The organism is bacterium, assembly GCA_016703265.1.
Classification (GTDB): Bacteria; Krumholzibacteriota; Krumholzibacteriia; order LZORAL124-64-63; family LZORAL124-64-63; genus CAINDZ01.
Genome location: JADJCK010000005.1, coordinates 40,725 through 60,464, shown reverse-complemented (window position 1 = coordinate 60,464; position 19,740 = coordinate 40,725). Strand labels below are relative to the sequence as shown.

Below are 19,740 nucleotides of genomic sequence, written 5' to 3'. Positions count from 1 at the left end.
AGCGCTCCCCCAGAGCGGCGGGGACGGGTTCCCGGCGTCGATTTCGGGTCCCTGGAAACCTGGAATTAACAGTCGGGATCAAGACCAGGCGCTGCGGGCGAACGCAGCTTCCGGGTGAGTCTATCAAAACCTGTCGAAATTGCAATTGCGACGCTGAAGGGCCGCGCGGAAGCGCGCGGGTTCGCCGTCGCCCCCGAAAAGAGGACCATTCAGGGCAGGATCTCCACCTCGTGGGTGATCGTGGCGCTTCCGGCCAGCATCGCCGAGACGGAGCAGTATTTGTCCATCGACAGGGCTACGGCACGGGCCACCCGGGCCGGATCCAGGTCGCCCTGCAGCACATAGCGCAGTGCGATGCGGGTGAACACCCGCGGATGGTCGTCCGCGCGTTCGTACTCGGCCGTGACCTTGAGGGCGCGCAACGGCTGGCGCATCCCCTCCAGGATGCTGGCGATGTCCACGCCGGTGCACCCGGCCAGCCCCATGATCACCAGCTCCATGGGCGTGGGCGCGGTGTTGCCGCCGCCGGAGTCGGCCGGCGTGTCGGTCACCAGCGCGTGGCCGGTGGCCGAGCGGTGGACGAACTGCCGGCCGCCGGTCCAGGTCGACGTGATGGTCGCAGGAGTCGTCGCCATGCCCGGGACACCTCTTCTCCCGGCGCCGGCCGGGGCAACGGGAATACGGTCACCGCAGCGGCCGGAACCGCTCCGGGCGCTCTTCCTCGTCCATGCGTTTCATCAGCGAATTGATCTCGGCGCCCAGCAGGAAGACCAGGCCCGAGAGCCAGAACCAGACCATCAGGATGATCAGGCCGGCGATGGGCCCGTACGTCAGGTCGTAGCTGTTGAAGTTGCGCAGGAACACGCGAAATCCCGACGAGGCGCCCATCCACAGGAAGGTGGCGGTGACGGCGCCCGGCAGGATCCAGCGGAAGCGCTGCTTCGCCTCGGGCGCGATGTAGTAGAGGATCGACAGCGACACCAGCGTCCGCCCGAACGCCATGGGCAGGCGCACGCTGGTCCAGAACGTGTTGGTCTCGCTGGCGATGTGCAGCATCTCGAAGACGCCCTGCGTCACCCGCGGACCCACAAGCACGATGACGAATGCCAGCATCCACAGGACGGCCAGCACCAGCGTCAGCCAGATCGAGAGCACCTTCTGCTTGAGCAGGTTCCGCCGCGGCCGGATGTTGTAGGCGCGGTTGATGGTCGTGATCAGCGCGCCGGTGGCCATCGAGGCGCCCCACAGCGAAGCCAGCAGGCCCAGCCCGAACAGCCCCTCGTTGCCGGCCGGCAGCAGGCCCAGCACGGTGTCCGCGACGTAGCTCGCGGCCTCGGGCGGCATCTGCGCGCCCAGTTCCTTCACCAGCTCGGACTGCAGGGCCTTCCCCACGGGGAACAGCCCGATGATGTTGAGCAGGAAGATCATCAGCGGGAACAGGCCGAGCAGGTTGTAGAAGGCGATCTGCGCGGCCATGCCCATGCAGTCGTCATAGCCGAACTCGCGCTGCAGGCGCACGAGGAACAGCCAGGGGCGTTTGAGGCGTCGGTACTGCGTCAGCATAGGGCAACTACGATGCGGCAGGAGACGAACGAGTGCAACCAAATGGTTTGGGGAACCGGCCGCGGCCGATCCCCCCTGTTACGCGCATTCGTTTGCCCGGGTTCCCGTCAGGCTTCGTCGGGCGTCCACCCCGGCGCCTCGGCCTCGAAGCCCTCGCGCACCAGCACGAGCACCGCGCCGTTGGGCACGATGAGGTAGGCGCGCTTCTCGAAGGTGATCTCGACCGCGGCCTTGCGCATGAACAGCACGTAGTCGCCTTCCTGCGCCTGCATGGGCAGGTAGTGCGCGCGCGCGGCCTCGCCGCCTTCGGTCCACGAGTCCTCGGACATATCGAGCGGGTTGACGATGGGCACCCCCGGCCCCACCGAGACGACCCAGCCGCCGGCGGCCTGGCGCGAGGCGATCGCCGTCTGCGGCAGGTACAGTCCGGCATTGGTGCGCTCGTCGCCTTCCTCGGGGCGCACGAGCAGGCGGTCGCCCACCACGATCAGCTTCTTCTTCAGACGCGCCATCATGTCCCTTTCAACTCCAGGATCCCCGTCAAGTCCAAGGCCCGAGGTGCTGGCCGCCGTCAACGCTCAGGGTCTGCCCGGTCAGCGCGGGCGCGGCCAGGAGGTACAGCAGCGCGTCGGCCACGTCTTCGGGTGTCGGGTAGCGACGCAGCGGGATCGCTTCGCGCGGCGTGCGCTGGTAGCCGCCGGGCTGCGCCTCGGGCGGCAGCACGGCGCCGAGCGCCAGTTCGTTGACGCGCACACGCGGCCCCAGCGCCACCGCCAGGCTGCGCGTGAGCCCGTGCAGGCCGACCTTGCTGATCGTGTAGGCGAAGTGATCGGCCCCCGGGCGCAGCGCGCGGCCGTCGTTCAGGTTCACGATGTCGGCCGGGCCGTCGCCGACCAGCTGGCGGGCAAAGGCCTGCGCCAGCAGGAACGGCGCGCGCAGGTTCACCGCCTGCTGCGCGTCCCACTCCTGGGCGCTGGTGGTCATCGGCGAGCCGGCCGCGAACAGGGAGGCGTTGTTGACCAGGATGTCGAGCGGCGCCGCGCAGCGCTCGGCGGCACGACCGCAGAGGGCCGAAGCCACACGCGCGTCCGCCAGGTCGCCGTCGACCAGAAAGGCGCGGCCGCCCAGCACCTCGACGCCCGCGACGGTCGCCTGGGCATCGTCACGCGACGTATGGTGGTGCACGACGACGGTGGCGCCGGCGCGGGCCAGCGCCGAGACCAGCGAGCGCCCGATGCGGCGACCGCCGCCGGTCACCAGGGCCGTGCGTCCTTCGAGGAATTTCCGCGTCTCTCGCGCCATGCCCTTCCCACCATCCCCCGCGCCGCCGTCTCGGGCAGTCGCTGGTCCCGGCGCCGCCTCATTGCGGGCGCAACCGCACCACGATAGCACCGGCCCCGCCCCAGCGCAGCGGCGCTTCGCTCCAGGACATCACCAGTGAAGGATGCGCATCGCACCATTGCCGCACTTCCGGGCCCAGCACCGAGACCCCGCCGGCCGAGTTCTGCCCCTTGCCATGGATGACCAGCACCTCGGCCTGCCCGCGCGAGGCATGGGACCGCAGCTGAAACTCGAGCCGCTCCAGGGCCTCGACCAGCTTCAGCTTGCGCAGCAGGATCTCCGGGGGACGCCCCGGCTCGCGGCGCGGGTCCGGCCCGCGCTCGTCGTCGTCGGTGGAAGTCTCGATGGCCCCATGACGGATGGAACGGCGCAGCCCACGGCGCGGCGCCTCGGCGCCTTCGTCGCGCCGTTTGCGTCGGGGCGACATCTCAGGACTTCATCCGGATGACGGTGGCGCCCCCACGAGGACGCGTCGGCGGCCAGGGAGTACGCATCGACGTCGTCACGCGCCTCGAGGGCGGCGTGCACAAGCGTGCGCATGGCGCCGATGCCCTTGCCGTGGATGATGCGCAGGTCGCGCAGTCCCGCGGCGCGGCTGGCGTCGAGCCAGTCGTCGACCAGCGCACGCGCCTGGCCCGGGGGGAACATGTGCAGGTCCAGCACCCCGTCCAGGGCCAGCGGCACAGGCTCCGCCTCTACCGGTTGCCCGGCCCTGTCGTCAATGCCGGCCGGACCGGCACCATCGTCATCGCTGTCAGCCGCACTGCTCACCGCCCGTGTCCTCTTCTGCCGGGGGCCTGCACGCATGATAGCGCGGCCCGGGCCCCGGGCCCAGCCGTGATCGCCGCCGCGAATGCCACGCGCGCAGAACGCCGATTGTCCACCAGGTCGCGGCCAGCAGCGTGAGCGCCACGGTCGCCGCCCTCTGCGCCGGCACCGGCAGATGCCAGCCCATCCGGGCCAGGCCCCATGCGGCCAGGCCGACCAGCCGCACCGGCAGGAACCAGCACGCGGCGGCCGCCAGCAGGTGCTGAACGACGGACAGACCGGCGCCCAGGCCTCGGAACAGCGGGCCGTTCGCGCCCGGTTCATCGTCGGTCGACCCGTGTTCGCCGGTCTCGAGAAAGTCGCGCAGGGCCCAGGAACCGTCGCTGCGCGGGAACGGCAACAGCGCCCAGCCCAGGGCCAGCAGAGTCGCGACGGCGGCCGCGCGCGCGGCAGCGGTGACTGCGACCGGGACGCCTGCGGCAGCGCCGGCCACCGCCAGCGCGCCGGCGGCCCCGGCCTGGAAGGCCAGCCCCGCCAGGTCCACGCGCAGGCGGCCGCCGCGGGGGAGCAGGCGCACGGCGCTGACATCGGCATAGAGCACGGGCACGCACACGAACAGACCGATGCCGATGCCGCCCGGCGCGTAGCCTTCGCGCTGCAGCGCGGCCGCATGGCCGAGCTCATGCCACAGGGCGCCGGCGGCGAACAGCCCCAGGGCTGCCGGCGAAAGCCGGGACGGCCCTTCCCACGGCCGCAGGCAGGCCGCGGCCGTGAGCCCCGCCGCGGCCACGAACGCCAGGCCACCCGTGGAGGCCAGCGGAGCGGCCAGCGCGGCGGCGCGTCGGACCGCACCGGCCACAACCAGCGGGCAGCGCAGCGGCCATGCGCGGGCCGCACGCCCGAAGCCGCCGCCGGGCTCGGCCCCCGCGACCAGCCAGGCCGCCACCACGATCGCCGCCGCCGCCCTCTCCGGGTCGTCGGCCGCGAACCTGCCTGCCCCGGCGGCGCCCCCGGCCGTCGGGAAGTCGGCAGCGGTTCGCAGCCGATGGGCCAGCGTCTCGCAGTCGACGGGCTGCCCGTGGAGCGGCTCCAGCGCGCGCCCGAGACCGGGCGGCACGGCCAGCACGCGCCGCTCCACGCGCACGAGCCAGACACCGCGCGGATGCGACTGCACCTCCAGCCGGGCCGGTTTGCGGCCACGCGTGCGCCAGTGCCCGCTCACGCGCCCACCCGCGCCATGCCCAGCAACACCAGGCGCAGGCCGTGGAAGCGCAGCCACGCTTCACCGTGGTGGTCGCGCAGCTCGCCCAGCGTCGGCCGGCCGGTGCGGAGCGGGTCCAGGTCCTCGTCATGCAGGCCGGCCGCCGGGTAGAAGCGATCGCAGGTGAGGTCGGCCAGAACGTCGCCGGGCCAGACCTCGACCTCGTGTTCGAGGACCAGCCGCGCGGTCGCCGCGGCGTGGGCGCAACACGACGTGAAAGCCTGCCGGCTTTCGCCGCGCATCGCCTCGGGCAACGGCGCCTCGTGCAGGCGCGATGCCGCGAAGCAGGCGCTGCTGTCGCGCAGCATGGGCCAGTACTGCCACTGCGCCGGACGCGCGCGGATCACGCCGAAGGCCCAGTCGAAGAGTTCGCGTGTCACGACAGCCGGGTCGTCGTCGTGCCCGAGCTGCAGCGTCGGTGCGCCTTCCCACACCACCCGGCCTTCGTCCCAGCGCAGGGCCACGCGATGCAGCGGGCAGGCCAGCCGGAAGGCGAGGCGGGCCAGGCCGGTCCGCACCAGGATGTCGCGTCCGGGCAGTGCGTAGCGCAGCCCGTGCTCGCGCGTGCCGGCGACGCCGTCGTCACCGCTGTTGCCGTCCAGGTAGGCGAGCACCGGGTGCCCCTCGCGCACCGCCGTGACCACGGCCCGCATGAAGCCCGGTTCGCCGACGGCCGCCCACCGCGCAGCATCACGGTGGCGCAGGTTGCGCTGCAGCGTGATGGCCGCCTCGCGGAAGCGCGGCAGTGCGCTGCCGTTGAGCAGGATCAGCGGCTGCAGCCCGGCCGCGAGCCAGGGTTCGGCCAGCAGCTGGTACGGCCCCGTGTGCAGCGACACGGTGATGCCCGACACCAGGCCGGGACGGGCCGCAAAGAAGGTGCGGCCCGGGGACAGGAGGTCCGTGTCCCCGGACCACAACCTGGCGAGAGCCTCCCGTTCCCTCGCCAGGATCGCCGCCTGTTCACGCTTGACCGCCGCCAGCTCGGCCGGCCCGGCGTCCGGGAACAGGGCCCGGAAGTTCCAGAGATCCCATGCCGCCGCGTGGGCGGCCTTGCCGGCGGGAGCTGCCGGCCGCCGGCCGGGCCCGCCGCTCCCCGGAGCGGCAGGCCGCGGCGGGCGGCCGGAACGCAGGTCACCCGGCTGCGGGAGACGGCTCAAAAGCCGCCGCCGCTGGTCGGGCCGGTGCCCCAGAAGTCGCCGCCGGGCGTCGGGTCTTCGGCCACCGTCGGCGTACCGAAGACCGTGTCGGGCGGGATCTTGCAGCTGCAGCAGACCGAGACATCGGTTCCCTCGGCGCCGTCGAGGCTGCCGGCCAGCAGCGGCGCGAACTCCAGCCGCTGTTCGAGTTCCGCCGCGCCCAGTCCCTGCAGGCTGGCTTCGAGCTCGGCGTCGGTGAAGACGGGGTTCTGAGATTCGTTCACGTGGTCCCTCCTTGGAATGTGAATCGTGAGCGGTGGACGACGATCCCATGGCAAGGAGGGCGCCCCGCTGACGGCGCGGAGGCAAGCGAATGCCGGACAGGAACTTGCGGGGGCGGTCGCCGCATTCGGGGCGGCGGCGGCGGCAACCGGCGGTGACGGCCGCGTGCGTCATGTCGGCCCGGGGCGTCAGCACAACGCAGCGCGCCCGCGGGATGCGGGCGGCAGTTGCATCAGGCAGGGAGGCGGGAATCTACTCGTCGGCGTGCATGACCACGAAGTCGGTGCCGGGCGGCAGGCTGCGGTACATCTCGGAATAGGCCTCGGGCGTCAGCTGGATGCGCACGCGCAGCAGGTCGGGCGCGCCTTCGCGCAACATGCGGATCTTCTCGCGGAACCCGGTCGCCAGTTCGTTCGGGGGCAGCTCGCCCTTCTGCTCGGCAACGCCGCCGGTCACCTCGAGGGCCAGCCCCTCGGCAAAGCGGATGCGATACAGCGACGGCACCGGGATGGCTTCCTCGGGCGTGGGCGGCACCATCACCTCGCCGGTACCGGTGCCGACTTCGGGCCCGACGATCTCGGTGCGCGCGCCCGGGTGCGGCGGGTCCAGCTTGGCGCCGGTCCACACGCGCTCGTGCCAGTCGCGCGGCAGCGGAGCCGCCCCGCCCAGGCGCCGGGGCGTGGCGACCTTCACCTCGGCCACGTCGAAATTGCGGATCACGACGCCGCCCAGGACCAGCTGCAGCTTCTTCGCGGACTCGTCGAGCACCAGGAAGAACGAATCGGTGCCGGCCTTGGACAGCCAGTCCTTCAGCGCAGGATTCGCCGGGAAGACTGCGGGGGCGCGCACGGGCTCGGCTGTCTTGCCGTCAGCCTTCGCGTCGGCGGCCTTGTCCTTGGACGTGGATTTGGCAGTGGATTTGGCCGCTTCAGGCTTCGTCTTCGGCGTCTCCGCGCGCGCGTCGCCCGTGGCTGCCGTCGCCATCAGCGCCAGCAGCCCCATCCCGACGATCAGCGTGCGCAACGTCTTCATCCGGGGCCGCCTCAGTAGATGTAGATGGGCGTCCCGATGGGACACTCTTTGTAGACCATCGCCAGGTCGTTCTTGCCCAGGCGCACGCAGCCGTGCGTGACGCCGCGGCCGAGCAGGCGCTCGTACAGGGTGCCGTGGATCATGTAGCCGTCGCCGAGGTCCAGCGCGTAGTCGCCGAGCATGCCCGTCTCGACACGGTCACTATTCCGTCGCGGCAGCGCCTCGCCCTTCTCGATGTAGTCCCAGTCAGGACGCGTCCAGGTGGGATCGGTGCGCTTGTTCCTCACGCGATGGATGCCGCGCGGCGTGTCGAACACCCACTGGCGACCCTTACGCTTGCTGCTGTCGCGCTCGATCAGCCGATAGCCCGAACCGGCCGAACACACCGCCGACAGCGTGGTCGTGGTGCCCTTGCGCACCTCGAGCCGGTTGTGCGTGCGATCGATGACGATGTAGACCTTCGCCGGCGGCTTCGTGAAGTTCTTCTCGAGCTTCAGGCGATCGGTCTTGCCCTTCGAGGCCAGGCTGAAGTCCGGGTCGCGGTAGCGGTAGCCGGAACGGTCGATCATGAGCAGACCGGTGGCACCGACGATCACGACGATCGCCAGCAGGATACCGGTGCCGATCAGGATGCGACGCTTCATCGGGCTCCCTGCAGGCTGCTGGCGTGGGCACGCCAGACATCGGAATAGGCGCCGCCGTTGCCGTCGCCGCCAACGATCGTCACCGGCGTGCCCACCGACACTCGGGAGAACAGGTCGTCGATATCGCGGTCCGACAGGGCCACGCAACCCTGGGTCCAGTCCTCGTCCCGGCCGCCGTTGCCGTGGATCTCGATCAGGTGGCCGATCCGCGCGTTGCGGGCGATGCGCCCGGCCCGCTTGGCCGCGTCGAACTCGCGGCGGTCTTCGGCGTTCGGGTAGTCCAGCATCAGGGCTTTATAATACTTCGTAGCGCCCTTCGCCCGCTTGCTCGTGATGCGATAGCGGCCCTCGGGGGTGGCGCCGTCGCCGGACACGCGCTTGGGCTGCAGGCGGTTCTTGCCCAGGTCGGCGTTATAGGTGCGCGTCCGCACGCCGTTCTGGTAGAGCGCGACCTCGTTGCGCTCCTTGTAGACGATGACCGCCGAGCCGCCGCCCTTGGTGCGGTTGATGGTCTCGTTGACCCAGCCGCGCCACTTGGCGATCAGGCCGGGATCGGCAAAGCGCGCCGCGTTGGGCATGGCGCCCACGCGGGCGGCCTGGGCCTCCTGCGTGGCGCGCGAGGCGGCCTTCACGGCTGATTCGTAGTCGCCCTTCTTCATCGCCAGGCGTGCTTCCTCGGCCAGCGAGCGTGCACGCTGCAGCCGGGCGCGTTCATGCGGCGGGAAGGGCAGGTTGTCGGCCAGACGCACGGCGTCGCCGACCACGGTGTTCGAACGGCCGACGGCCGCCTCGGCCGCCTGCCTGGCCTCGGCCACGCGCCGTCCCGCCGATTCCAGCACGGAAGCCACGGTCGCCGACGTGAGCCGGTACTCCGAGGCTGCCTGGCGGAAGTCGCGACGCCACGCGAACGCCGCCGACTGACGCCTGTCTTCGGCGAACGAACGGTCCATGTGCTGCCGCAACAGCGCGATTTCTTCGGGAAGCACGCCGTCACTGCCGACCGCGACCTGGAGGGCCGACTCGGCTTCACTGCGCGCCGTCAGGGGGGGATGATGCCAGCCCTGCAGCCAGGGCCACGTCCAAGCGATCGCGGCGGCCATGACCGAAAAGGTCACGGCCGCCGCCACGATCAGACGCCGGGATGGTCGGCGAAGCTCCATCATGACTCCAGGTGTCCGTCTGCGAACCGTCTGCGCGACATCCGTGTCGCGCCTGTTACCCGGCTTAAGATCGACTTACTTCTTCTTCGCCGCACGCAGCGCGATGGCGTTGTTCACGTCAGCAGCGATGGTGTTGGCGGAGTTCATCGAAGCCTGGGCCTTCGACAGGGCTTCCTTGTAGCGGCCGGCGGCCAGGGTGCCGTCAGCATCGGCCAGCGACTGCTCGACGCCCATCAGGTCGCTCTGCAGCATCTTGATGTCCAGCTCGGAGCCCTTGCCCACCGGGGCCTCGGCCACCAGGCGCTGGGCCTCGACCAGGGCGGCACGGGCGGCGGCCAGGGCGTTCTCAGCCTCGGCCTTCGCGGCGGCCTTGTTGGCCTCGGTCGTCTGCACGCCGGCTTCCGCCGTCTGCTTCGCCGTCAGGGCCATCGCCTCGGCATTCTTGAACGAGCGGAACAGGGCGAACTTGGCCTTCTGGGCCTCGACCTCGGCCTTCAGCTGGGCCATGGCGTTCTGAGCATCGCTCAGGGCCTGGGGAGCGTACTCGGCGGCACCGGCAGCCTGCAGCTTGCCCAGGGAAGCCTCGGCATCCTGGATCGCCAGGGTCGGCTCCTTGGAGCAGCCGGCCAGCAGAGCGATGGCGGCGATCAGGATCACCGGAATGGCAGCATTACGAACGAAGCGCATTGTCGTCTCCTTCTTTTCCACGCGACTTGCGGCGGGAGAACATCCTCCCGTCGCCCACTCACGGTCGCGCCTCCGCAAGGACCCGGAACGTTGCCCGGGTAACCTCGGCACGGTGCGCCCGTTACACCTCAGATCCGAACCGGCGTTCTTGCCGGTCGGCATCGTACTCGATCAAAACCGTCTGACGCCCATCGCGCCATCGCACCTTGCCGTCCGACGGCAGACGTGTCAATGACGCGCCGACACAGGGCCCCGGAGAACCGACCGAAATGACGTCTTGTTGGCGTTAGGATTCGGTCCCGGCCTGGTCCGTTTGGCCGGCATAGGGTTTACGGACCTCCGGCGCCGCCTGCGGCAGGCGAACACCCGTGCGACGGACCGCGGCCCTCGCACGTTTTAGCTGGCGCTCATAATATGAACCGTTGACCGGTATACAAGTTATTTTTTTAGATTCCGGGCCGCCAAGCCTGTCCACCAAGCTCCGGACTGCCCCGCCGCTGGGCTCCGGCGGCCCCATCAATGACTTTGAATGTCCGGTTTCCCTGCCCGGACCTCGACCCGGTATCCGGAGTACTTGCGCAGGTTGATGACCCCGCCTTCGAAGAGCAGGTACTGCCCCTTGATGCCCTGGAGCACCCCGCCTGCCGCGGGGGATTTGTCGAGGTTGAAGCTGGTGACCTTTTCCGGCCAGCTGCGCACCGGATAGTGGAACGTCGCGATGGCGCGCTCGGAGGCCGGCAGCAACGGCGCGCCCCAGGCCTCGAGGCGTGCCGCCACCTCGTGCGCGAACGGTTCCAGTGCGGCCACGTCGGGATCGCCCTTGAGCATGCGCGTCCAGTGCGTCTTGTCGGCGTAGCCCTCGTCGCTGAGTCGCTTCTCGAGAAGGCCCACGCCGCGCCTGTCGGGCAGCAGCGCCAACGGCACCGCCGCCACCGCCCCCTGGTCGATCCAGCGCGAGGGCAGGTTCACGCGCCTGGTGATGCCCACCTTCACGCCGCTGGTCAGCGACACGTAGAGTATGTGCGGCTGGAAGCACTGCGATTGCGCGAAGGCCTCGTCGCGGCAGGGATGGTCGGCCTGCCCGTGATGGCACAGCTCGGGCTTGACGATGCAGATGTCGGCTTCGGGCCGCGACTGTGAGCAGGGGAAGCAGAAGCCGTCACCGAAGGTCTTCTTCGTGGCGCGGCCGCACAGCGTACAGCGGATCTCGCCGAGGAAACGGAGGTGCACCTCGCCGCCCACATGCGGGGTCAGCGCATGGTCGGCCACCGGAATGGAACCGATGGTCGCGTCCTTCAGGTGATAGGCGACGGGATCGCCGGCCTCGACGCGCATCTTGCGCAGGATGCCCGTCCAGACGATGGGCACCTCGTTCGCGGCGGACTCGTTGACGGCGGACATGGCGCCTCCACGTGAAACGCCGCGGGCCGGGTGCCCGCGGCGCTTCCAGGTTAGCGGACGCGGGCGACGAGCGCCACGCCGGCTAGTAATAGGCCGCCGTGCGCAGCGTGCGTTCGCGGCCGTCGGACATCGTCAGACGCACGTCCTTGCCGTCGCCGGCCCGCGACCAGGCAGCCCAGCTCAGCCACCAGTCGGCGGTGACCGGTGCGCCGTCGAGCGCGGTGATGCGTTCCTCAGCCTGCCAGCCCGCGGCCGCGGCCGGACTGCCCGGGGCGACGAATGCCACGACCAGGGCGTCTCCGTCACGCCACACATCGAGTCCGAGCCGGTCGCGCAGCAACGGCTCCCCGAAGTTCGCGCCCGGCTCCAGCCACAGGCAGTCGTGCGCATAGTCGAACGTGACGCGGAACCGGTTGAGGATGCCGGCGCCGAGGTTGCCCGCCAGCTTCGCGGTGTCGAACGCGCCGCCGACGTCGTCGCGATGGAACGCCGTCGGTACGTCGTGCAGTTCGTAGCCCGCAAGCGCCACCGAGCGCAGCGTGCCGGTCGTCGTCTCGATGTTGCCGCCCACGCCGCCGCCCTGCGCGCGCGACGTGCGCCGGCCTTCGAGCAGTCGGTTGTCGTCCGTGTAGCGGCGGAACACGGTCAGGGCGCCGCCCTGCCCGGTGTCCAGCGCAAAGACGGCCTCAGGCAGCCCCTCGACCGACATCTTCACGTGCCGATGACCGTCGACGCCGGGCAGCACCTCGAGCCGATGGCCCTTCCCCGCGTACTGGAAATGTTCGGGATCGTGGAAGCGGATGCGGGCGCCCGGGTAGTCGACGTCCACGGTCAGGGCGTGGAACACTTCCTTGCCGAGGATGACCGGCATCTCGCGTCCCAGCTGGCGGGCGATATCCGAAAGGTCGATGGTCGCCGCCGTGACCGGCCCGAGCACCAGGCCGCCGATCTCGAGCGTGACGCCCTCGACGATGCCGGCGGTCGTCGTCCCGCCCACGCCCTGCGCCGGCACGGCGCCGGTGGACCTGAGGCCCAGGCGGTCGCTCACGGCGCTGTCCAGCACGGTGATGCCGGCTCCGGAATCAAGCACGATGGAGGTCGTGACGCCGTTGACGCGCCCCTCCAGGAAGATCCAGCGTTCCATGTAGAGTTCGACCGGAATCCAGTCGGTGGCGGCCGCCCCGCCGGCCAGGCGGAACAGCCGTGGCGAAGCCTGCGCCCCCGGGCGCGCAAACAAATCGTCCGCCAGGCCGCGGTTCGCCGCCAGCGTCGTCCAGGTCACGGTCTGGTTCTGCAGCGGATTTTCGTCCAGCGTCTCCTGGCGGTACGGCAGGCGCAGGCCAGCCTCCTCGCGCAGGTCCAGCGTGTGGATCCACTGCGCGCGGCCGTCGCGGATCTCGCGCGACCACAGGGACTCCCCGCTGTCCGCATCGAGCAGCAGGTCGTAGGCATCGCCGTCCGGATAGGCGAAGCGGAGCACGGCCCAGGTGCGATCGTCCTTCGTCTCGTCGGGCAGGCGCGTGACCTCGACGCCGTGTCCGTCGAGATGGCGGCTGAACGTGCGCTCCAGGGCGCGGCGCAGGCCCGCAGCCTTGGCCGCTCCCATGGGCTCCACCTGGCCGCTGGCGTTGCGCTCCCAGGCGTCGTCGCCGTCGATCGCTTCGGTGGTGCGGAACACCTTCAGGTCGACACTCATCAACTGCCGGCCGTCACGACGCACGTGCACCGAGAGCGGCCCGCTGAGCCCGGCCACCTCGACGGTGCCTTCGAGCGTCAGATCGTGCAGCGCCTCCAGCGCCTGGCGACCACCGAGCCAGCTGATGTGGCGCTCGACGAGAGGTGCCGCCTCCGGAGCGATCGCGCCGCGCGCAGGCATCGCGAGGCCCACCCACAACACCGCGGCTACGGACAGCAACGCGCGCGAGGTGTGCGCGCCGGGAAACGGGTATCGGTTCATGACTCGCCTTTCCGGTCATTGTCGGGGTCCTCGGAGGGCGGCGCATTGCCGGCCACCTGCGCGCGCAGGCGACGCAGGCCCGGCGGATCGGCCGCCAGGACGGTGATGCCGTCCAGTTGCACGGCCGCCTCGCCGTCGAGGCGGACTTCTTCGCGATCGTTGGCGCTGCCGGTGGCCGCCACGAGCAGTTCCATCGCCAGGTGATTGTGATGCAGGCACGACAGGAACGCGCTCCCGCTCCACACCGCCTGGTGCACCTGCTGCAGGTCCGGCGAAAGCAGGGCCAGCAGGTGCTCATCGCCGTCGACGACGAGCGAGAGTTGCTGGCCGGGCCAGCGTCCCGGCGCTCCCTTGCCCCCGCAGTTCACGACCCGCGCGGCGCCCGCCGTCGCTTGCGCATAGGCACGTATCGTCACGCCGACCCCACGCGCGGCGCAGGCCGCCAGGTCGGCCTGCAGTTCGTCCAGGACGGCCGGGAACAGGTCGGCCAGCACGATTTGCCGGGTGCGTCCGAGCATCGCCCGCGCGCGCTCGAACACCTGGTCGCGGTCGCGCAGGGCGTAGACCCGGTCGTCCCCGCACTCGGGCGCCAGTTCCGCGAGGGCGGCCGAGGCGGCGGCCCGGCGTTCGCGAGACCTTCGTTCCAGCCCGGCGAGCAGTTCCGCCGGCGGCACCGCGCGCACGGCGCCGCCGCCGCCTTCGTCCACCAGCACCGCGCCCTGGTCGGCCAGCGCGGCCAGCGCCTTGTAGGTGTTGGCCGTGGGTTTGCCGATGGCGTGGCTGATCCGGTAGCCGGTGGCCGCAGCATGGCGCAGCAGGTAGGCGTAGACCTGCGCCTCCAGGGCGGTGAAGCCCAGGTCCTGCAGGGCGCGGGTCGCGTTTTCAGTAGTAGTCATAACTACTACTTTACTCGAATCCGCCCGGGACGTCAAGCCCGCCCCCGCGCACGGGTGACAGGCGGCCCGGCGGCCGGTATGCTGCGGCCCGCCACCCGCACACCCGGCCAGGAGAACGGATGCTCAACCGGATCTGGACCTTCTTCTTCATCGGCGGCTTCGTAGCCGCCGTCGGCCGCACGCTGGCCGGCCACAGCGAGGTCTGGCGCGAAATGGTCGGCGCCACCTTCGACATGGCCAAGACCGGCTTCGAGATCGCCCTGGGCCTGACCGGCGTCATGTGCCTGTGGCTGGGCATCATGCGCATCGGCGAGCGCGGCGGGGCCGTCGAGTTCCTGGCCCGCGTCTTCGGCCCCCTCGGCCGGCGCCTGTTCCCGGGCATCCCGGCCGGGCACCCCGCGCACGGCAGCATCGTCATGAACATGGCCGCCAACATGCTGGGCCTCGACAACGCGGCCACGCCGCTGGGCCTCAAGGCGATGGGCCAGCTGCAGGAGCTGAACCCGCAGAAGGACACCGCCAGCAACGACCAGATCCTGTTCCTGGTGATCAACGCCTCTTCCGTGACGATCGTGCCGACGACCATCATGACCTTCCGCGCGCAGATGGGCGCCGCCGACCCGACCGACGTCTTCCTGCCGATCCTCGTCGCCACCTTCTGCTCGACGATGGCTGGCCTGCTGGCCACGGGCCTCATCCAGCGCCTGCGTCTGTGGGACAAGGTCGTGCTGGCCTACCTCGGCGGCCTCACGGCGATCGTCGGCGGCCTGGTCGCCTATTTCGCGCAGCTGGACAAGGCGGCCCTCGAATCCCAATCGTCGCTCCTGGCCAACGTGCTGGTCTTCGGGCTGATCCTCGCCTTCCTCGCGGCCGGCATGCGGCGGCGCGTCGACCTCTTCAGCAGCTTCGTCGAGGGCGGCAAGGAGGGCTTCCAGGTGGCCATCGGCATCGTGCCCTACCTGGTGGCGATGCTCGTGGGCATCGGCGTGTTCCGCGCCAGCGGCGCCCTCGAGCTGATCCTCGGCGGCGTGCGCTCGCTGGTCGAGGCGGTCGGCGGCGACACCCGCTGGGTCGAGGGCCTGCCCACCATGCTGATGAAGCCGCTCAGCGGCAGCGGCGCACGCGGCATGATGATCGAGACGATGAAGAACAGCGGCGCCGACTCGTTCGCCGGCCGGCTGGCCTCCACGATCCAGGGCAGCAGTGAAACCACGTTCTACGTGCTGGCCGTGTACTTCGGCTCGGTGGGCATCCGCAAGTCGCGCCACGCGATCGCGTGCGGCCTGATCGCCGACGTGGCCGGGTTCGTGGCGGCGATCGGGATGGTGTACCTGTTCTGGGGTTAGCGTGACGCGGCACGCTTGCGCCGGCGCAAGTGGCAGCGGCAGGTCGGTGTGCAGTCAGGCGCTTTCGCCAAGGTCGGTGTCCGTCCTTCATGAATCCGTTCCATCGACAGCTCCTGGTCACGTTCACGCGCAACTTCGCGATCGTGTTCCTTGTGCTGGCGCCGGTCGCACTGGGTATCGGCGTGGCAAGACCGGGCGAGGTCTCGTCACTGTCCGGTTCTCCCTCGGGCAGCCTGCCGATGGCTTTGGCCACACTGCTCCTGGCCGCGGCCCCAACGGTCCTGCCACTGGTGTTCCTGATCGCGACCCTGGTCACGGTCGGCGACCTGGCGCGATATGGCGAGATCACGGCGCTCCAGGCTGCAGGCTGGTCACCAGTGCGGATCTTCCGGCCGCTGATATCACTCGGGCTGGTGGGATCAGGGGCGATGGCAATCCTGAAGTTGATCGGCACAGGCGATATGACTCCCCACTCCGGGCAATCCAGCCAGGCAGCCTTGACGGCCTTGTACGGCGCCCACGCCGCCATCCTGGGCTGCCTTCTCGCAGTCCTGACGGCCGTTCCACTGGCAGCGACGATGAAACGGCGCGACCCGTTCGTCGGATTCGGCGCAGCACTGGGGATCCACGTGCTTCACCAGGTCGCCTCCGCAGCGGCCTTCGCCTTCGGACGCCACGGCAAGCTGCCGCCCCTGGCGGCGGGCTGGGGCGGTACGTCAGTGCTGGTGGTTGTGATCGCCCTTCTCTGGCGGCGATTGGACCGCGAACCCATCCCTCGGAGAGGGGCGCCCTAGTTTCTTTCGATCATCATCAAATCAGATTTGACGTTCTCCCCATCTGACCTATTTTGTTTCGACCTTCGTCGAAATGGAATCGCGATGTCTGAACAGGAACACGCCACCCGCCTGCTGCAGGCCCTGGCCGACCCCACGCGCCTGCGCCTGGTGGCGGCCCTGCTGGAACAGCCGGCCTGCGTCGAGGAACTGGCCGAGCGGCTCGGTCTCTCGGCGCCCACCATCTCGCACCACCTGGGCAAGCTGGACCAGGCCGGGCTGCTGAACCGGCGGCGCGAGCAGTACTACACCGTCTGCGAGGCGCGGCCGGGCCCGCTGGCCCGCACGCTGCGCGAGCTGGTGGCCACGGCGGCCGACCAGCCGGGGGCCGAAGAGGCGCGGCAGCACCTGCTCCGGCAACGGCTGCTCGCGACGTTCTTCGACAACGGGCGCCTGCGGCAGCTGCCGGCGCAGCGCAAGAAGCGGCGGGTGGTGCTCGCGGCGTTCGCCGCCGATTTCGCCGTCGACCGCGACTACGCCGAACCCGAGGTGAACGAGATCATCGCGCGGCGGTTCGCCGACTACTGCACCATCCGGCGTGAACTGGTCGACGACCGCCTGCTGAGCCGCGCCAAGACGTCCGGGCAGCTGCTGCAGTACCGCCGCACGGGCGAGGTGCCCGTGGCGGCGCTGCCATGGCCGATTGCCGCCGGCGACTCGCGCAGTGCAGATGAAGGAGCGGGCATCACCCGGATGAAGGGAACCGATCGCATGACGGACGGGGACAACCAGGACACCGCGGCGGCAGGCATGGGCGACACCCGTCCGGACCAGCGCCTGGACCTGCGTCGGCGCAAGGAGTGGATGGATCTCTACAAGCAGGCGCGCAAGGCGGCCGGCATCTACGCTGTGCGCAACACGGCCACGGGCCGCGTGCTGCTGGGCAGCAGCGTGAACCTGCACGGCCCCCTGAACCGCCATCGCACCGAACTGAAGCTGGGCAGCCACCGCTGCACCGAACTGCAGGCCGACTGGAACCGGCTTGGCCAGGACGCCTTCGTGTTCGAGATCCTCGACAAGCTGCCCGACGACCTGGCCGGGCTGGAACGCGACGGGGCCCTGCGGCAGCTGGAACTGAAATGGCTTGCCGAGTACCCGCCTTCGAGCGAGCGCTGCTACAATACGAGCGGGAAGATCCGCGTCCGGCAGTTCTGACGACCCATCGATTCCGGAGGTCCGCATGTCGTTTCGTCGCATCCTGAGCCTGGCGCTGCTGGCGCTGTTGTCGGCGTTGCCGCCGGCAACCGCCGCCGCCGGTCCGTCGTTTGCCGATCACTTTGCCGACGCCACCCTGCGCGTCGACCTGAACCACACCGGCAATGCCGACGAGGAGATCGTCGCGCTCGACCGGCTGCACCTGGACGGCCCGTGGGCCGGGCCCCGCGTGAAGCTGGTCGACACGCTGGAACTGGGCCGGTACCGGGCGCGACTGCTGGATGCGGCCACGGGCGAACTGCTGTGGTCGCGCGGCTTCGACTCCTACTTCGGCGAGTGGAAGACGACAGGCCCGGCCGGCGAGGGCGTGCGCCGCACCTACCACGAATCGGTGCGGTGCCCGCTGCCGCTGCGCGAAGCGGTGCTGGCGCTCGACCACCGCGGCGCCGACAACACGCTGCGCGAGGTGTTCCGGACGACCATCGACCCGCAGAGCCCGGAACTGCGGCGCGAGCCGCTCGCCGACGACCTGGTCACGGTCGAGGCCCATGTGGGCGGCGGGACGGCCGCATGCGTGGACGTGGTGATCCTCGGCGAGGGCTACACGAAGGACGACACCGCGAAGTTCGAGGCCGACGTGCGCCGGTTTGCCGATGCCCTGCTGGGCCGCGAGCCGTTCGCCTCGCTGAAGCGCCGCGTCAGCGTGCGCGGCGTGCTCAAGCCGTCGCAGGATCGCGGCTGCGACGAGCCGACGCGCGGCGTGCACCGGCAGACGGCCCTCGGCTGCACCTTCAATTCGCTGGGCTCCGAGCGCTACCTGCTGACCGAGGACAACCGCGCCATCCGCGAGGTCGCCCGCGCCGTGCCGTACGACGTGCTTTCGATCATGGTCAACCACACGCGCTACGGCGGCGGCGGCATCTACAACCTGTTCAACACCTTCACCAGCGACAACCAGTGGAGCGGATACGTCTTCGTGCACGAGTTCGGCCACGGCTTCGCCGGCCTGGCCGACGAGTACTATTCGTCGAGCACGGCCTATACCGACTTCTATCCCGCCGGCGTCGAGCCCGTCGAGCGCAACATCACGCGCCTTCCGGGCGGCAAGCCGAAGTGGGCCGGCCTGGTCGGCGCCGGTGTTCCGGTACCGACACCCTGGGCCAAGGCCGAACACGACGCGATGGACGCGGACTACCAGAAGCAGCGCGGCGAACTCGACGCCCTCATCGCGAAGCTCATGACCAGCGGGGCGCCGCAGGCCGAGTCCGATGCGGCCATCCTCGAGAGCGAGGACCTTTCGCGCGAGCACCAGCAGCGCCTGGACGCCTGGTTCGCGAAGCAGCCCCGGTTCGGTCAGGTGGGCGCCTTCGAAGGCGCGGGCTACTGCACGAGCGGCGTCTACCGCTCGCAACTCGACTGTATCATGTTCAGCAAGGGCCTGAAGGACTTCTGCGCCGCCTGCGGGGCGGGTATCCGCGAAGTGATCGAGGCTTCGACCGACCACCCTGCGACGACGGAGAAGTGACGATGAACCTGCGCCATTTTCGACTCATTGCCATGACGCTTGCCACCCTCCTGGCGGCCGCCGGCTGCCAGGGCCAGCCGGCCGGACAGCAGGCGCAGGGCAACGGTGCGGCCGGCGCTGCCGCCGCACCCGAGGTCTCGGGCCGGCTCGAGGGCGGCCTTCGGCTGGTGACCATCGACGCGGCCGAGCCGTCGCCGGTGGTACGCGTGTACCGCGGCGACTACGTGCAGCTGGCGCTGGCCGGCGGCGGGCCCTTCACCGTGACCGTCGACTCGCTGAAACAGTCGTGGACGTGGCCGATCCCCGAGGGCGGCAAGCCCTACCTGAAGATGTCGGACCCGGGCCGTTTCGCGTTCAACGCGGGCCCGGTCAGCGGCACCTTCGAGGTGCTCGAATACCAGGCCGCGGCCTACCGCGAAATGGGAGCGGCCGAGGCGGCCACGACGATCGCCAACCTCAAGCCGTTCGTGCTCGACGTGCGCACCGCGGGCGAGTTCGCGGGAGGCCACCTGGAAGGCGCGGTGCTGTTGCCGGTGCAGCAGATGCAGGCTCGGCTCGGTGAGCTGTCCGCGCACCGCGACGACCCGGTGTTCATCTACTGCCAGTCCGGCAACCGCAGCACGGTGGCGGCGAAGCTGCTCATCGACGCCGGCTTCACCAACGTGATGAACCTGCGGCGCGGCATCATCGAATGGAAGGGCGCCGGCCTTCCGGTCGTGAAATAGCGCGGATGCGCCCGTCCCGTCGATGGGG

At 70.2% G+C, this 19,740-nt stretch carries 20 protein-coding genes; 5 read left to right on the top strand and 15 right to left on the bottom strand.

Features of this window, described 5'->3' with window-relative positions; translation table 11 throughout:
• Positions 1–209: 209 nt before the first annotated feature.
• From IPG61_10015 to IPG61_09945, 15 genes are all read right to left on the bottom strand, one after another.
• Complete coding sequence (locus IPG61_10015; protein MBK6734408.1) at positions 210–635, bottom strand: OsmC family protein; 426 nt, start codon at positions 633–635, stop codon at positions 210–212.
• Between the two features lie 49 nt (positions 636–684).
• Entirely contained in the window at positions 685–1,563 is an 879-nt protein-coding gene (locus tag IPG61_10010) for a YihY/virulence factor BrkB family protein (GenBank protein ID MBK6734407.1), read from the bottom strand.
• Between the two features lie 107 nt (positions 1,564–1,670).
• Positions 1,671–2,075: a co-chaperone GroES gene (locus IPG61_10005; GenBank protein ID MBK6734406.1), complete on the bottom strand. Its 405-nt coding sequence runs from the start codon at positions 2,073–2,075 to the stop codon at positions 1,671–1,673.
• Positions 2,076–2,103: 28 nt separating this feature from the next.
• Complete coding sequence (locus tag IPG61_10000; GenBank protein ID MBK6734405.1) at positions 2,104–2,865, bottom strand: SDR family oxidoreductase; 762 nt, start codon at positions 2,863–2,865, stop codon at positions 2,104–2,106.
• 297 nt (positions 2,866–3,162) lie between these two features.
• Positions 3,163–3,711, bottom strand: coding sequence for a Smr/MutS family protein (locus tag IPG61_09995; GenBank protein MBK6734404.1), 549 nt, complete (start codon positions 3,709–3,711; stop codon positions 3,163–3,165).
• Positions 3,659–4,894 carry a hypothetical protein gene (locus IPG61_09990; GenBank protein ID MBK6734403.1) on the bottom strand — a complete coding sequence of 412 codons (1,236 nt, stop codon included), beginning with the start codon at positions 4,892–4,894 and terminating at the stop codon, positions 3,659–3,661. The genes IPG61_09995 and IPG61_09990 overlap by 53 nt, the downstream gene beginning before the upstream one ends.
• The gene (locus tag IPG61_09985) at positions 4,891–6,090 is read right to left on the bottom strand and encodes a hypothetical protein (protein MBK6734402.1); all 1,200 of its coding nucleotides are present in this window, start codon (positions 6,088–6,090) and stop codon (positions 4,891–4,893) included. Before IPG61_09985 ends, IPG61_09990 begins: the two co-directional genes overlap by 4 nt.
• The gene (locus IPG61_09980; protein MBK6734401.1) at positions 6,087–6,353 is read right to left on the bottom strand and encodes a hypothetical protein; all 267 of its coding nucleotides are present in this window, start codon (positions 6,351–6,353) and stop codon (positions 6,087–6,089) included. Before IPG61_09980 ends, IPG61_09985 begins: the two co-directional genes overlap by 4 nt.
• Before the next feature lie 250 nt (positions 6,354–6,603).
• On the bottom strand, positions 6,604–7,383 hold the full coding sequence (locus tag IPG61_09975) for a hypothetical protein (protein ID MBK6734400.1): 780 nt from the start codon (positions 7,381–7,383) through the stop codon (positions 6,604–6,606).
• An 11-nt stretch (positions 7,384–7,394) separates the two neighbouring features.
• Positions 7,395–8,027 (bottom strand): L,D-transpeptidase, encoded by a 633-nt coding sequence (locus IPG61_09970; protein ID MBK6734399.1) that lies wholly within the window; start codon positions 8,025–8,027, stop codon positions 7,395–7,397.
• Complete coding sequence (locus tag IPG61_09965; protein ID MBK6734398.1) at positions 8,024–9,190, bottom strand: L,D-transpeptidase; 1,167 nt, start codon at positions 9,188–9,190, stop codon at positions 8,024–8,026. Before IPG61_09965 ends, IPG61_09970 begins: the two co-directional genes overlap by 4 nt.
• Positions 9,191–9,262: 72 nt before the next feature.
• Complete coding sequence (locus IPG61_09960; GenBank protein MBK6734397.1) at positions 9,263–9,874, bottom strand: hypothetical protein; 612 nt, start codon at positions 9,872–9,874, stop codon at positions 9,263–9,265.
• A gap of 516 nt (positions 9,875–10,390) precedes the next feature.
• Complete coding sequence (locus IPG61_09955) at positions 10,391–11,275, bottom strand: DUF2797 domain-containing protein (GenBank protein MBK6734396.1); 885 nt, start codon at positions 11,273–11,275, stop codon at positions 10,391–10,393.
• Between the two features lie 82 nt (positions 11,276–11,357).
• The gene (locus IPG61_09950; protein MBK6734395.1) at positions 11,358–13,232 is read right to left on the bottom strand and encodes an aspartyl protease family protein; all 1,875 of its coding nucleotides are present in this window, start codon (positions 13,230–13,232) and stop codon (positions 11,358–11,360) included.
• Positions 13,229–14,128 carry a TrmB family transcriptional regulator gene (locus tag IPG61_09945; GenBank protein MBK6734394.1) on the bottom strand — a complete coding sequence of 300 codons (900 nt, stop codon included), beginning with the start codon at positions 14,126–14,128 and terminating at the stop codon, positions 13,229–13,231. The genes IPG61_09950 and IPG61_09945 overlap by 4 nt, the downstream gene beginning before the upstream one ends.
• Positions 14,129–14,247: 119 nt before the next feature.
• Between IPG61_09945 and IPG61_09940 the strand changes: the two genes are divergently transcribed.
• From IPG61_09940 to IPG61_09920, 5 genes are all read left to right on the top strand, one after another.
• On the top strand, positions 14,248–15,474 hold the full coding sequence (locus tag IPG61_09940) for a spore maturation protein (protein ID MBK6734393.1): 1,227 nt from the start codon (positions 14,248–14,250) through the stop codon (positions 15,472–15,474).
• 89 nt (positions 15,475–15,563) lie between these two features.
• Positions 15,564–16,268: an LptF/LptG family permease gene (locus tag IPG61_09935; GenBank protein MBK6734392.1), complete on the top strand. Its 705-nt coding sequence runs from the start codon at positions 15,564–15,566 to the stop codon at positions 16,266–16,268.
• An 84-nt stretch (positions 16,269–16,352) separates the two neighbouring features.
• Positions 16,353–17,462, top strand: coding sequence for a metalloregulator ArsR/SmtB family transcription factor (locus tag IPG61_09930; protein ID MBK6734391.1), 1,110 nt, complete (start codon positions 16,353–16,355; stop codon positions 17,460–17,462).
• A 25-nt stretch (positions 17,463–17,487) separates the two neighbouring features.
• On the top strand, positions 17,488–18,987 hold the full coding sequence (locus IPG61_09925) for a peptidase M64 (GenBank protein MBK6734390.1): 1,500 nt from the start codon (positions 17,488–17,490) through the stop codon (positions 18,985–18,987).
• A gap of 2 nt (positions 18,988–18,989) precedes the next feature.
• Positions 18,990–19,712: a rhodanese-like domain-containing protein gene (locus IPG61_09920; GenBank protein ID MBK6734389.1), complete on the top strand. Its 723-nt coding sequence runs from the start codon at positions 18,990–18,992 to the stop codon at positions 19,710–19,712.
• Positions 19,713–19,740 lie beyond the last annotated feature (28 nt).

What these genes read in the sequence shown, in the direction of transcription:
- IPG61_10015 (MBK6734408.1), bottom strand. Translation starts at nt 635, where the DNA reads ATGGCGACGACTCCTGCGACCATCACGTCGACCTGGACCGGCGGCCGG.
- IPG61_10010 (MBK6734407.1), bottom strand. Translation starts at nt 1,563, where the DNA reads ATGCTGACGCAGTACCGACGCCTCAAACGCCCCTGGCTGTTCCTCGTG.
- IPG61_10005 (MBK6734406.1), bottom strand. Translation starts at nt 2,075, where the DNA reads ATGGCGCGTCTGAAGAAGAAGCTGATCGTGGTGGGCGACCGCCTGCTC.
- IPG61_10000 (MBK6734405.1), bottom strand. Translation starts at nt 2,865, where the DNA reads ATGGCGCGAGAGACGCGGAAATTCCTCGAAGGACGCACGGCCCTGGTG.
- IPG61_09995 (MBK6734404.1), bottom strand. Translation starts at nt 3,711, where the DNA reads ATGCGTGCAGGCCCCCGGCAGAAGAGGACACGGGCGGTGAGCAGTGCG.
- IPG61_09975 (MBK6734400.1), bottom strand. Translation starts at nt 7,383, where the DNA reads ATGAAGACGTTGCGCACGCTGATCGTCGGGATGGGGCTGCTGGCGCTG.
- IPG61_09970 (MBK6734399.1), bottom strand. Translation starts at nt 8,027, where the DNA reads ATGAAGCGTCGCATCCTGATCGGCACCGGTATCCTGCTGGCGATCGTC.
- IPG61_09965 (MBK6734398.1), bottom strand. Translation starts at nt 9,190, where the DNA reads ATGATGGAGCTTCGCCGACCATCCCGGCGTCTGATCGTGGCGGCGGCC.
- IPG61_09960 (MBK6734397.1), bottom strand. Translation starts at nt 9,874, where the DNA reads ATGCGCTTCGTTCGTAATGCTGCCATTCCGGTGATCCTGATCGCCGCC.
- IPG61_09955 (MBK6734396.1), bottom strand. Translation starts at nt 11,275, where the DNA reads ATGTCCGCCGTCAACGAGTCCGCCGCGAACGAGGTGCCCATCGTCTGG.
- IPG61_09950 (MBK6734395.1), bottom strand. Translation starts at nt 13,232, where the DNA reads ATGAACCGATACCCGTTTCCCGGCGCGCACACCTCGCGCGCGTTGCTG.
- IPG61_09945 (MBK6734394.1), bottom strand. Translation starts at nt 14,128, where the DNA reads ATGACTACTACTGAAAACGCGACCCGCGCCCTGCAGGACCTGGGCTTC.
- IPG61_09940 (MBK6734393.1), top strand. Translation starts at nt 14,248, where the DNA reads ATGCTCAACCGGATCTGGACCTTCTTCTTCATCGGCGGCTTCGTAGCC.
- IPG61_09935 (MBK6734392.1), top strand. Translation starts at nt 15,564, where the DNA reads ATGAATCCGTTCCATCGACAGCTCCTGGTCACGTTCACGCGCAACTTC.
- IPG61_09930 (MBK6734391.1), top strand. Translation starts at nt 16,353, where the DNA reads ATGTCTGAACAGGAACACGCCACCCGCCTGCTGCAGGCCCTGGCCGAC.
- IPG61_09925 (MBK6734390.1), top strand. Translation starts at nt 17,488, where the DNA reads ATGTCGTTTCGTCGCATCCTGAGCCTGGCGCTGCTGGCGCTGTTGTCG.
- IPG61_09920 (MBK6734389.1), top strand. Translation starts at nt 18,990, where the DNA reads ATGAACCTGCGCCATTTTCGACTCATTGCCATGACGCTTGCCACCCTC.